At 48.0% G+C, this 13,491-nt stretch carries 6 protein-coding genes; 5 read left to right on the top strand and 1 reads right to left on the bottom strand.

Translation table 11 applies throughout. The annotated features are described in order from the left end of the window. The first annotated feature begins 45 nt into the window (after window positions 1-45). Window positions 46-1,752: an ABC transporter ATP-binding protein gene (locus MKY14_RS14470; RefSeq protein ID WP_076281217.1), complete on the top strand. Its 1,707-nt coding sequence runs from the start codon at window positions 46-48 to the stop codon at window positions 1,750-1,752. Continuing rightward, window positions 1,749-2,579: an energy-coupling factor transporter transmembrane component T family protein gene (locus MKY14_RS14465; protein ID WP_076128979.1), complete on the top strand. Its 831-nt coding sequence runs from the start codon at window positions 1,749-1,751 to the stop codon at window positions 2,577-2,579. The genes MKY14_RS14470 and MKY14_RS14465 overlap by 4 nt, the downstream gene beginning before the upstream one ends. Before the next feature lie 54 nt (window positions 2,580-2,633). Here the strand turns inward: MKY14_RS14465 and MKY14_RS14460 are convergent, their stop codons facing one another. Next, window positions 2,634-3,620, bottom strand: coding sequence for a Na/Pi cotransporter family protein (locus MKY14_RS14460; RefSeq protein ID WP_076218327.1), 987 nt, complete (start codon window positions 3,618-3,620; stop codon window positions 2,634-2,636). Window positions 3,621-3,719: 99 nt separating this feature from the next. Between MKY14_RS14460 and MKY14_RS14455 the strand changes: the two genes are divergently transcribed. The 3 genes from MKY14_RS14455 to addA all read left to right on the top strand — a co-directional run bounded on the left by MKY14_RS14455 (window position 3,720) and on the right by addA (window position 13,483). Beyond that, the gene (locus MKY14_RS14455) at window positions 3,720-5,144 is read left to right on the top strand and encodes a class I SAM-dependent rRNA methyltransferase (protein WP_076281218.1); all 1,425 of its coding nucleotides are present in this window, start codon (window positions 3,720-3,722) and stop codon (window positions 5,142-5,144) included. A gap of 780 nt (window positions 5,145-5,924) precedes the next feature. Further along, window positions 5,925-9,437, top strand: a complete 3,513-nt coding sequence (gene addB, locus MKY14_RS14450) for a helicase-exonuclease AddAB subunit AddB (protein WP_340976695.1) — start codon at window positions 5,925-5,927, stop codon at window positions 9,435-9,437. 2 nt (window positions 9,438-9,439) lie between these two features. Continuing rightward, entirely contained in the window at window positions 9,440-13,483 is a 4,044-nt protein-coding gene (addA, locus tag MKY14_RS14445) for a helicase-exonuclease AddAB subunit AddA (RefSeq protein ID WP_340977051.1), read from the top strand. The last annotated feature ends 8 nt before the right edge of the window (window positions 13,484-13,491 follow it).

The following is a 13,491-nucleotide window of genomic DNA, read 5'->3' as shown; positions in this document are numbered from 1 at the left end:
TCACCGGCTTTTTTCTCTTCACATTAACCCAGAGGAAGGTCTCAGATGAAAAAAGTAATGATTGAATTTAAGGATTTCAGCTTTCAATATCGGGCGCAGCAGGAACCCACACTACAGGGGATTAACTTAACGATTGTTGAAGGGGAGAAGGTGCTTATCGTGGGACCCTCAGGTTCTGGGAAAAGTACACTGGCTCATTGCATTAATGGTCTCATCCCTTTTGCTTACAGAGGGGAAATATCAGGTTCATTACGGGTTATAGGCCAGGAGCAGAAGGATCTGAGTATCGCAGAGCTGTCCAATCAGGTAGGTACCGTATTGCAGGACCCGGATGGACAATTTGTAGGATTAACGGTTGGTGAGGATATCGCCTTCAGTCTAGAGAACCATGTGGTTCAGCAGACAGAAATGAAGAGCAAAGTGGCGGCTGCCGCAAGAGCGGTGGATATCCACGACTTTCTGGCCTCTTCTCCTCAGGAGTTATCGGGTGGACAAAAGCAAAAAACGTCCTTGGCAGGTGTACTGGTAGGTGATGTGGACATCCTGCTCTTTGATGAACCGCTGGCAAGCTTAGATCCTTATACCGGTACAAAAGCGATTGAGCTTATTGATCGAGTGCATAAAGAGACAGGTAAAACCGTTATTATGATCGAGCATCGTCTTGAAGAGGTGCTGCATCGGGCGGTGGATCGTATTATTGTGATCCATGAAGGACGTATTGCGGCGGATATGCCGGCTGCAGAGCTGTTGAGCACAACGTTGCTTTCAGAAGTTGGCATTCGGGAACCTCTCTATTTAACGGCTTTGAAGTATGCCGGATGTTCGATTACAGCAAATATGAATCCGCAGCATGTGAACAATATTCAGTTGGAGGCGTGTTCTAATAAACTTAAGATCTGGTATGAGTGCAATCAATCACGCCAGGATAAGCTGGAGAGCCCACCCATCCTTGAACTGCAAGATATTTCTTTTGGATACGAAAAAAATCAGCAGGTGCTGGATAAGCTCAATCTCTGTATTCATAAAGGAGAGATGGTCTGTATAGCGGGGCGAAATGGGGCTGGGAAATCTACAGTTTCTAAGCTGATTTGTGGCTTCTATAAACCTACTTCCGGATCAATACGGATGCATGGGCGTGATATTGCTCAGGACACGATTAAGGAGCGGGCAGAGCGGATTGGTTTTGTTATGCAAAATCCCAATCATATGATTTCTAAGACACTTTTATATGATGAGGTTGCCCTAGGACTAAGACTCCGAGGTTGCCCTGAGGAGCTCGTTCGTGAACGCGTCCATCAAGTCTTGAAGGTGTGCGGACTTTATGTTTTTCGCAGCTGGCCGATCTCGGCGCTCAGTTACGGCCAGAAGAAACGGGTCACGATTGCCGCCATTCTGGTACTGGAGCCGGAAGTGATCATTTTGGATGAACCGACTGCTGCTCAGGATTACAGGCATTATAACGAAATGATGGAGTTTCTCTTGACGCTGCGGGGGCAGGGGATGACGGTCATTATGATTACGCATGATATGCACTTGATGCTGGAATATGCCGATAGAGCTATAGTGTTAGCTGATGGCGTGAAGCTTGCGGATGATAGCCCTGAGCGAATATTAACGAATACTGATGTGGTGAAAAAAGCGAACTTGAAAGAAACCTCGCTTTTTGCCCTAGCTATAAAAGCTGGATTGAAACAACCGGAGGAGTTCGTTAGAAGGTTCATTGCGTATGATAGGAGGAGCCGAGGCGGATGAAGGCCAAAATGTTAACTTTTACGAAGCAGGATTCACCTATTCACCGTCTTACCGGCGCTACGAAGTTGATTTTATTTGTAGTGTGGTCTGTGACGGGGATGATTACATATGATACAAGATGTCTAATTGTGATGCTGTTATTTAGTTTGCTTGCCTTTAGAATTTCCAAAGTTCAATTTCAGGATTATGCTTTCGTATTATATTTCATCTTGATTTTCTTTTTGCTTAATCATATAGCTATCTTTATCTTTTCTCCTTTGGAGGGCGTACGTGTTTACGGGACACGTCATGATATAATGCATATTGCAGGCCGGTATACGGTAACTTGGGAGCAGCTATTTTATCAATTCAATATTGCCCTGAAATATGCGGTGGTCATTCCTATGGCATTATTATTTCTTCTAACGACCAATCCCAGTGAATTTGCAGCATCCTTAAATAGAGTTGGAGTGAACTATAAAATTGCATATTCTGTATCGCTGGCACTGCGGTACATTCCGGATATTCAACGAGATTATGAGAATATATCGTTTTCTGCTCAAGCAAGGGGAATAGATATTTCTAGAAAAGAAAAGCTGCCTAAGCGGCTAAAAAATATCATTTCGATTCTGATGCCCCTAATTCTGACTAGTATCGAACGGATTGAAAATATCAGTACCGCTATGGAGCTGCGCGGCTTTGGCACTGAGACCAAACGAACTTGGTATAGCCGTCGCCCGTTCACGAGAGACGATTATTTTGCATTGGCTTTGTTTGCGCTGATTGGAATTTTCTCGACGGTGATCACTTTTTACGACGGTTCGCGGTTTTATAATATTTTCGATTGAAGTATAATAGTACAGTTGTGGAAAGCTGGGATTATAATAAACGGCACCTTTTTGTTAAGACTGAAGACGTTTCTCCAGTTTTGACCATATAGGCAGGTAGCATAATGGCAGTGCTAGAAGTGAGCAGACTACGTTGAAAATGGTCTGGGCGTGGGCGATTTGTGAAGCAGGGCCTCCACCAATCCATGCAGCACTTGCTTGTAGCAGCCCGATCATGGGCAAGAATAATAGTGCACCACCTACATTAAGCGCAACATGGGACCAAGCGACGAAGACGCCGGATGGCGTGCCGCCGATGGAAGCGATGACCGCTGTAACACAGGTGCCTACGTTGGCGCCCAGCACAATGGCTATACCTAGCTCAGGCGGCATGGCACCCGAGGCGGCAATGCTCATAGCCATAGCTATGACAGCAGCGCTGCTATGGAGCATGGCTGTTAGGCACGCTCCAGCGGCGAGCCCCCATAAGGCACTAGTAGCGGCATGGTTTAGGAACCAGAGGAATAAGCCACTTTCCTGAAGTATTCCGCCGATAGACTGCATGACAGCGATGCCCCATAGGACGAGGGCGAAGCCTGATACAGCCAGACTGATAAATTGCAGCGGCGGGGATATTTTGTGGCAGAGCTCTGCCACTCGTGATGTAGGCGGCAGTTCGCCTGCAATAACTGCCGCTGCCCACAGACTGAGCGAGGCTGCCAGCAAGGGCGTGGCCATGGTATTGATCTGAAGTCCGATCAATTCTGTAGTTAATGTGGTGCCGATGTTGCTGCCCAGGATAATGCCAAGTGTGCGGGCATAGGTAAGCAGGCCGGCATTGACCATGCCGATAGTCAACACCGTTACAGCAGTACTGCTCTGGAGTAAGGCGGACAACAGGCTGCTGGCAATCATTCCTTTAATAGGGGTTGAGGTAGCTCTATTTAGGCTTGTAGTTAATAGAGGGCCTGCTAGCTTGGACAACGCCGTTTCCATCAGCTTCATGCCGGCTAGAAAGATAACAAGACCATATATGATAGGGAACAGCAAATCACTGAACATAGGGCATACTCCTTTGGACGAGGGTTGTACACCAATATATGAATGTATTGCATGGGACATGTATAAAAACATTTTTAGAAAAACAGGGAGTTGAAGTCATTGCCATCGGTTATTTTAGAACGCAATCGCAAAAAAAGACTGGAACAGGGCCATCCGTGGGTCTATGCAGGTGAAGTCGCATCGGTAGAAGGAAATCCGGAAGCGGGGGGATTAGTAGATGTCCTTAATCATCAGGGCCGATTTTTGGCCGTAGGATATTACAATCCAGCGTCACAAATTCGGGTAAGAATTGTATCGCAGGGACCCCTTGCGATCATGGATACAGCCTTTTTTGCAGAACGGTTTGCGAATTGTCTGCAACACAGAAATCGTTTCCTTCCGGGTGCGGATGCTTATCGCTTGGTTTATGGTGAAGCGGACTTTTTGCCGGGGCTTATTGTAGATCGATTCGGAGATATTTTGGTTGTGCAGCTGCTTACCCTCGGAATGGACAAGCGGCGTGCAGAAATCGTCGAAGCATTGGTGCAGGTTATGGCACCGCGCGGAATCTATGAGCGCAGTGATGTTAGTGTGCGCGAGCTTGAAGGTATGGAGCAGACAACGGGTGTGCTGTACGGGGAATGTCCAAGGCATGTAACCGTGAGCGAGAATGGCCTGAAGCTGGTCGTTGATATTGAAGAGGGCCAGAAGACAGGTTACTTCTTTGACCAACGTGAGAATAGAGCTTCCATTGCTCCGCTCATGAAAGGCTGGGGAGGACGAAGCGGCATTACGCTACAGGAAATTGAAACTGAGGATGGTTCACTACAGACCTTACCAGTTAATAAGAGCGGCAAACATGTAACGTTCCCTTATTGGGACGGTGCGACAGTGCTGGAATGCTTCTCGCATACGGGCAGCTTCACGCTGCATGCCTGCAAGTATGGCGCGAAAAAAGTAACCTGCCTTGACGTTTCAGCACACGCCATTGAGAGTGCCAAAGTGAATGTGGAGCTGAACGGCTTTAGCGATCGTGTTGAATTCGTAGTGGATGATGCTTTTGCATATCTACGGAATCAGGTTAAAGGACTAGAGGAACGTTCTGAACGGGCGACAGTTGCCAGTGGAACAGATACCGCAGCAGCTGCTACAAATCCTAAATCCGGAGGCAAAACAGCCAAAACCGACACATCCAAGCCGATGACGGCAGGTGGAGGAAGAACTTGGGATGTAGTCATCTTGGACCCTCCGGCGTTTGCCAAAACCAAAAGTGCAGTAGCTGGCGCTTGCCGTGGTTACAAGGATATCAATCTGCACGGGATGAAGCTGGTGAACGAAGGCGGCTATTTGGTTACCGCAAGCTGTTCTTACCATATGCAGCCAGATCTGTTCCTCGAAACGATTGCCGATGCAGCTAAAGATGCTGGCAAGGTGTTGAGACTTGTAGAATGGCGGGCCGCAGGCAAAGACCATCCACAAATACTTGGCGTTAACGAAGGACACTATCTGAAGTTTGCGATTTTTGAAGTGCGGAGTAAAAAATAAGCCTGAAGGTCAAAAAGGTTTACAGTGCCAAGTAACAAATAAGATAAAAGGGCTGGTCGTAGGGTGGCCGTGAGTCGACTGTAAGGCAAGGAGTTGCCAATGGACTCAGATGACTCTATTTAGCGTAAACAGCCCATTATTGAATTCTTACGGACCCTAAAGGCGCTATTGCCCCAATAACACCCGTAATGCAGCACATTTTCGAAGAATAGCGTCAGTGGGGTCCGAAAAGTTGCCATAACAGCACTGAATCCACGAATAACGGCTCCTGGGTCCCTAAGTAATTAATGAAACAAGCCTAGCCGAAATGTTGAGTGTTAAATTCGGAATACTAAATAGTAAACAACGAATGATGCTTTATTGAATTATGATATGCGGAATGCGGATTACAAAACGATCGGCGTAGAGTGCTAATGTTGAGTGCGGGGTGTTGAGTATTGAACGCTGAACGCTGAACGCCAACAGTCTAACATTGACCCTACGCTCCGACATTGGCAGCTCCTATCTAACGTTGCACAACTGGCATTAAAAACAAACTAAACACTCTAAAAAGCAAGCCGCCAAAATCCGGAGGTTTGCTTTTTTTATTTGTACTCATAGCTGTTTATCCTTTGTAAAACATTAGAAAATACTAGCAAACACATGTTCCGATTAGTGTGGTTATGATATACTGAGGGGACGAGGAATCACTGAACTTTTTTAATTGGAGTGTAATCAATGGGTGGATATTTCACCCTGTATTCTATATATTTTCTCCGCTACGGAAGGAGTCTATCATTTATGCCGGTAACCTTTTTACTAGGCCGCTCGGGCAGTGGCAAGACAACAAAAATATGGGAATCTATCTCTTCTTCCTTAGAAAAGGAACCGCTTGGTGCGCCGATTATTATTCTTGTGCCAGAGCAAGGTTCTTTTGGAGCAGAACGGGGGCTTCTGACCGTAGGGAATGTGAAGGGAAGCCTTCGGGCGCAGACACTGAGTTTTTCGCGGCTTGCCTATCGTGTGAAGCAGGAAACTGGTGGCAGTGCAAGTCTGCCAATCAGTGAAGAAGGTAAGAAAATGTTAATTTACAAAATCATCAGTCGCCGCAAAGAGGAACTGAAATTATTCGGTGCCTCAGCAGACAGACCGGGTTTTGTGGAACGTCTGAACCAACTGCACACGGAGATGAAGCGTTGCTGTTTGGGTTCCACTGATTTAGAGGAACAGTTGTCCTCTATGCGAGGAGCTATTGCAAGAAGTCCTATTCTTGAGGGTAAGCTGGATGATTTACAGCTGGTATTTAGCGATTTAGAGAAGGAAATGTCCCGTCTTTATATCGATGAAGAGGATCGTTTAGCAGAACTGGCTGAGCATATTCCAGATTCCTCCTACATTCGCGGGGCAGAGATTTGGGTAGATGGGTTCCATGGATTTACTCCGCAGGAATTCGTAGTGCTTCGAGAATTGATGCAGCAAGCTTCGAGGCTGACGGTTTCGCTTACAATTGATCGTCCTTACCCCTATGGAGATCAGTTGAATGAGCTTGAATTGTTTCACCCAACTGCGGTTACTTACATTAAACTGCGTGGAATTGCTGAAGAGCTGGGCATTGATGTATGGGACGAGCTGCTGGAGCCAATGGTTCTTCCACGTTTTGAAGAAAGTCCAGTACTTGCGCACCTTGAACGGGGATATGATCGCCGGAAGGCTTGGATAGATGCGGATGAACTGGCAAGAGAGGCTATATCCATAGGCGCCGCAGTTTCGCACAGAGCAGAGGTTGAGGGAGCCCTGCGCGAAATGACTAGACTGGCGCGGGATGAAGGTGCAAAATATGGCGAAATGGCCGTATTGATGCGCAATATTGGCGATTACGAGCAGCTGGTTCAGCCGTTGTTCCAAGATTATGGAGTGCCATTTTTTCTGGACCAGAAGGTGAATGAGCTGCATCATCCGCTAGTGGAGTTTATACGTTCCGCATTGGATGTAGTGCGTCGTCGCTGGCGTTATGAGGATGTATTCCGTTGCGTAAAGACGGAGCTTCTGCTTCCGCTAGACGGTAGTATTACGCGTGATGATATGGATGCTTTAGAAAACTATGTGCTGGCTTGTGGGATTCAGGGGTACCGCTGGACAGATGGCCGCTCCTGGAAAGGTATTCCTAGCTTGTCGCTGGAAGGCGGCAGACAGATGGATGATGAACTGCTTGCTACTATGGAACGATGCCGTGCTAGTATAACAGGTCCATTATTTGCTTTTGAGAAACGAATCCAGAAAAGCCGAAGCGGCCTTGAACTATGTACGGCAATGTACAAGCTGCTTGAAGAGACGGATGTTGCACGGAAGCTGGAGAAACTCAGTGTTAAGTCTATGGAGAAGGGCCAACCCGAGAAGGCTAGGGAACATAGCCAGTTGTGGGGTGAGGTACTTGATCTGCTAGATCAGATAGTAGAAATGATGGGCAATGAAAGACTTGAGTTTGAAGTGTTCACTGGAGTTCTAGAGACAGGTCTTGCTGAACTTAAAATGGGACTAGTTCCGCCCGCACTGGATCAAGTATTGGTCGGCAATATGGATCGGACTCGCCCAACGGGGGTTAAATACGCTTTTTTGCTTGGATTTAATGAAGGTGTTGTGCCTGCGCAGTTTAAGGAAGATGGAATTCTCTCGGAAGGTGAACGCTCCGTACTAGAGAATGCTGGAATGGAGCTTGCTCCCGGCGCTTCTCGTAAACTGCTGGACGAGCGGTTTCTGATCTATAATGCACTAACGACAGGAAGCCGAAAGCTCTGGATTAGCTACGCTACAGCGGATGATGAGGGCAAAGCTCTCCTTCCCTCTGAGGTTATCCGGCATTTGCATAGAATGTTCCCAAGGGTTCAAGAGCACAGCTTGTCAGCACTTCCCCCCTCGGGACTACCTATAGAAGTCGGAAATCCTATCCATCTCGGTTTCATTGGTCAACCAGAACAGAGTCTTCGCGCATTGATTATGCAGCTGCGGCAGTGGCGCCAAGGAACAGAAATTCCGGAGCTATGGTGGGATGTGTATAACTGGTTTACTAAGAACGAAGATCGTAAATTTCAACTGGAACGTTTGCTAAGTTCACTGTTCTATCGTAATGAGGGAACGAAGCTAAAGCGTGGCACAAGCCTCAGATTGTATGGTGGCTCAACACTGCGGGGCAGTGTGTCCCGGATGGAGAAATTTGTTGCGTGCTCATTTTCCCATTTTGCGTCCTACGGACTAAGACTGAAAGAGCGCCAGTTATATAAGCTGCAAGCACCTGATATTGGACAGCTGTTCCATGCTGCGCTAAGTGATATGGCGATAAGACTGAAACAAGAGGGACGGGGCTGGGGCAGCTTATCTCCGGATGAATGTCGGCGTGAGGCCAGTGAGACAGTAGAACGGCTATCTCCGATGTTGCAGGGTGAAATTCTAATGAGCTCCAAACGTTACGGGTACATCTCCCGTAAGCTTAAGAATATTGTTGGACGTGCTTCTGTGATTCTGGGCGAGCACGCCCGCCGGGGCAGCTTTGAGCCAGTAGGGCTGGAGCTGGATTTTGGACCGGATAAGGAGTTGCCGCCTTTAAGAATTACGCTGCCGAATGGCTGTGTGATGGAGGTCGTTGGCCGGATTGACCGTGTAGACATGGCTCGTGGAGAGAACGGTATTCTTCTGCGGGTAATTGATTATAAATCGAGCCAAAAGGATCTCAAGCTGCATGAGGTGTATTATGGCTTGTCGCTGCAAATGCTGACTTATTTGGATGTGCTGCTGACATATTCGGAGCAATGGCTGGGGCAGCCGGCACTTCCAGCAGGCACACTTTATTTCCATGTGCATGATCCGTTGTTAACTTCATCCAACGGGATGAACAAGGAACAGGCTGAGCAAGAGCTGTTGAAACGCTTCAAGATGAAAGGACTGCTTACAGCAGATCGTGAGGTTGTCTCCCTGATGGATACGACTTTAGACAAAGGGTATTCTTCTATCGTGCCTGTAGCAGTAAAAGCTGACGGCAGCTTTTATAGCAGTGCCTCAGTAGCTACACCAGAGCAGTGGGGCCATCTATTATCCTCCGTTAGAGGGACGATCTCGGATATCGGGACACGGATAACAGAGGGTGATGTAGCGATTGAGCCGTACCGAATTGGGCAGGAGACCGCCTGCACATTCTGTTCCTTTAGACCTGTCTGCCAGTTCGATGAAGCTGTGGAAGGTAACAGCTATAACAATCTGGGTAAGCCAGGGAAGGACGTTATATGGGATCTGCTGTCCCGCAAAGGAGGAACTACACCTTGAGTATGAAGGCTGAAATAGAAGCGAAACCGGAAGGAAGTATATGGAGTGATGACCAGTGGCGCGCCATTGCGGAGAGCGGTGATGACATCCTCGTTGCTGCGGCAGCAGGTTCCGGCAAGACGGCGGTGCTGGTAGAACGGATTATTCGAAAGATCAGTAAGGAAGAGAACGGCTTCAGTGTAGACAGGCTACTAGTAGCCACGTTTACCAAAGCTGCGGCTGCCGAAATGCGGCAGCGGATCAGGGAAGCCCTTGATCGGGAGCTGGAGGAGAACGGGGAGAACGACCATTTGCGCCGTCAGCTATCCCTGCTGGGCAAAGCTTCGATTACAACGTTGCACTCCTTCTGTCTGGAAGTGATCCGGCGTTATTATCAAATGATTCCGATTGATCCGGGTTTCCGCATATTAAATGAGCATGAAGCGGAGATGATGCGGCAGGAGCTGCTCGAAGAGTTGCTGGAGGAAAAGTACGGTGAGGTAGGTGCGGATGGCGAGGATAGCATATTTGTGCAGCTCGCTGATTGGTTCAGTGGTGAACGCAGTGATGATGCAGTGCATGCGCTCATACAGCGATTGCATGATTACGCCCGCAGCCATCCTTGGCCAGCGCAATGGCTCCGTGATACTGCAGCTGATTTCTCATTGCCAGACACCGAAAGTCTGGGTGGAACGCCATGGGTGCTGAGCATTCTTGAAGAAGCGAAGCTGACACTTGCGGGTGCAGCCAGTCAGCTGATGCAAGGCCGGGAGATTGCACTACAACCGGGTGGTCCGGCACCCTATGCTGAGAATTTAACCACTGATCTTGAGATGGTAAATGCACTGCAGGATGCCGTTAACGAACGACCTTGGGCAGAATTATATGATATTTTTATGGAAGTATATTTTGGAAAATTAAAGGCTTGTAAGAAGGATTCGACAGATCCTAGACTGCAGGAGATGGTGAAGGAACTGCGCGACAGTGTGAAGAAGAGTATTTTAGATCTTCAGAAAGCATTGTTTGGCCGTCCGCCTGAGGTTTTTTTGAAAGAGCTGAACGAAGCGGCTCCACTGATGGCAGAGCTTGCAGAGACAGTGATAGCATTCGGTGAACGTTATAGAATTGAAAAAGCAGGAAGAGGTCTAGTCGACTTCAGTGATTTGGAGCATTATTGTCTGCAAATTCTACGCCATCCGGACTCTACGCCCGGTCATTCCCTGCCTTCTGATGCAGCTATGGAATACCGTGCTCAATTCGATGAGGTTCTGCTGGATGAGTATCAGGATACGAATAGTGTGCAAGAGGAGATTGTGCGGCTAATATCCCGTGAAACACCCGGTAACCGGTTTATGGTCGGAGATATGAAGCAAAGTATCTATCGATTCCGTCTGGCGGAGCCGGGGCTATTCCTGGATAAATACCGCAGCTTTGGCTCACACCCAATCGATGATCCATCTGAAATTACTAATGAATCGTCTAGCGGTTCGGTTATCGATCTGGCCCGTAATTTTCGCAGTCGCATGGAGGTTGTGAATGCCGTTAATATGATCTTCCGGCAGATTATGAATGAGACGGTAGCGGAGATTAATTATGACGAACGCGCTGAGCTTGTTTACGGAGCGAATTTCCCAGGTGCAGCAGAGAAGGGTCCCGATACCTTTTTTGCACCGGAGTTATTATTGATAGATCGTGGTTCAACAACAGGGAAGTCAGAAGAGACTTCTGAAGACGGTGAGGCGCCACTTCAGGAGAGTGAAGCCATTGAGAGCGAGACGGCGCAGCTGGAAGCACGGGCAATTGCCCGGCGTATTTCACAAATGACGGGGATGACCGGTGGATCGCCGCTGCTTATCTACGATAAAGGACTCAAGATTATGCGCCCGGTTATTTACGGTGATATCGTAATCCTGCTTCGCTCGGCAAGAATCTGGACCCCTCTGATCATCGAAGAGCTTCGGATGGAAGGAATCCCTGCTTATGGTGATCTGAATAAAGGTTATTTTGAAGCTACAGAAGTGGAAATTGCACTCTCCCTCTTAAAAATAGTTGATAATCCTCAGCAGGACATTCCGCTGGCTGGCGTACTTCGTTCACCTGTGGTCGGATTAACGGAAGAAGAATTGGCTACGGTGCGTATGTGTAGTCAGGGTCCTTATTTTCAAGCAGTACAGATGGCGGTGGATATGCAAGATGCAAAAGAGGCTGAAGAAGAGTATGACCTCTTCTCGGCTCCTGTGATTGAATCCGCAAGCACCGTCGAGAATAATGTTTTACCTGATAAAGATCTGCCGCAGATCAGTCCAGAACTGAAGCGCAAGCTTAGACATTTCCTAGAACAGCTGGAAAGCTGGAGAAATGCGGCTAGACAAGGTAGTCTCAGTGAGCTGATCTGGCGTATCTATGGGGAGAGCGGCTATCTGGAATGGGTTGGAGGACTGCCTGGAGGCTCGCAGCGCCAGAACAATCTTAAAGCTTTGTATGATCGGGCTGTGCAATTTGAGAATGACACCGCAGCGCGTGGATTGTTCCGTTTTCTGGGGTTCATTTCACGGCTTCGTGAGAACGGCGGAGATCTGGGTGTAGCTGGCGGTGGCGGTGAAGAAGGCAATGGCGTCAGAATCATGACCATCCATAAATCCAAAGGGCTGGAGTTCCCTGTTGTTTTTGTAGCCGGGATGGCAAAACAGTTCAATCGACAAGATTTGCATTCGCCATTTCTTATGCACAAAGAGCTTGGCTTTGGGCCGCGTTTTGTGGAACGGGAAACGCGAGTTAGCTACCCAACACTTCCTTATCTGGCTATTAACCGGCGTACACGGCTTGAATTATTAGCGGAGGAGATGCGTGTATTATATGTAGCGTTAACTCGTCCGAGAGATAAAATGATTCTAGTAGGCACTGTAAGAGATTTGCCGCGCAAAATCGCTAGCTGGAGCAGCGTACAGAACCGGGATGAGCTGCTGCTTGCAGATCATCTGCTGGCCCGAGGGCGCAGCTATTTGGACTGGGTTGGACCGGCATTGATCCGGCACCCTGCGGCGGCGATTCTTCGTAAGCTGGGCGGTTCAGAAGGTACCGTCTCCACGGTGCTGCACAACGATGTCTCCAACTGGAGCATCAGTGTGCAAAATGCTTCCGAACTTAATTCTGGGGCGTTCCTGCCAACGGATCAGACTGAGGAGAAGGTAGAGGAACGGCAAGCTGTACTCGAAGCACTGCATAAGGGTGAAGCTGTAAATATATATGAAACAGAGACTAGCGATGAAATTGCTAGAAGACTGGAATGGAATTATCCGTATGCGGCAGCCTCAGGTATTCCGGCTAAAACTTCTGTTACGGAGTTAAAAGCGTTGTTGTCGTTGCAGGAGCAGCCCTCTTTTGATCTGCTGGAAGAAGGCAATTCTACAACCTCAATAGAAACCGATAAACGTCCAAGTGTTGCAGGTGCGGACAGTCTTCATTTGCGGCGTCCGAAATTTATGGAAAAACGCAGTCTAACCCCAGCGGAACGCGGGACAGCATACCATACAGTCATGCAGCATATTCCGCTGGAGGGTTCAGTTGATCCTAGGGTTGTGGAAGAAACCTTAGCCCGACTTCAGAGAGTGGCTATTCTAACTGCTGAGCAGGTGGAGGCTGTAGCTCCCGATCAGATAGAAGCTTTTTATACTAATGAACTTGGACGTAGATTAATAGCTTCTTCTTGGAAGCTTAGAGAAATGCCGTTCAGTTATATGGTTCCCGCAGGTGAGGCTTATCGAGGGCTCGGTTATATGAATGAAGCCGTCTCGGAGCTTTCCCCTGAGAACAATAAGGAAGGCTTTAGTGAGGCTGTACTGATTCAAGGGGTCATTGACTGCCTGTTCCGAGAAGAGGACCGGATTATTCTGCTAGACTATAAGACGGACTCTGTATTAGAACATCAGGGCGGCTTAGAGGCACTTAAGGAAAAATATCGTTTTCAGCTAGAGTTATACAGCAAGGCATTACATGATATTTTGGGAGAACCGATCAGCGAGATTTGGCTGTACTTTTTTGACGGCGATCATGCTGTGAAATTATAAATTATTCA

The sequence above is a fragment of the Paenibacillus sp. FSL R5-0887 genome (genome assembly GCF_038002305.1).
GTDB lineage: Bacteria > Bacillota > Bacilli > Paenibacillales > Paenibacillaceae > Paenibacillus_AQ > Paenibacillus_AQ odorifer.
The sequence above is the reverse complement of the archived record's forward strand: the minus strand, read 5'-3'. Positions and strand labels throughout refer to the sequence as shown.

Bases quoted from the DNA above. Each gene is read 5' to 3' on its own strand.
- MKY14_RS14465 (WP_076128979.1), top strand. From the start codon at position 1,749: ATGAAGGCCAAAATGTTAACTTTTACGAAGCAGGATTCACCTATTCAC.
- addA (WP_340977051.1), top strand. From the start codon at position 9,440: ATGAAGGCTGAAATAGAAGCGAAACCGGAAGGAAGTATATGGAGTGAT.
- MKY14_RS14460 (WP_076218327.1), bottom strand. From the start codon at position 3,620: ATGTTCAGTGATTTGCTGTTCCCTATCATATATGGTCTTGTTATCTTT.
- MKY14_RS14470 (WP_076281217.1), top strand. From the start codon at position 46: ATGAAAAAAGTAATGATTGAATTTAAGGATTTCAGCTTTCAATATCGG.
- addB (WP_340976695.1), top strand. From the start codon at position 5,925: ATGCCGGTAACCTTTTTACTAGGCCGCTCGGGCAGTGGCAAGACAACA.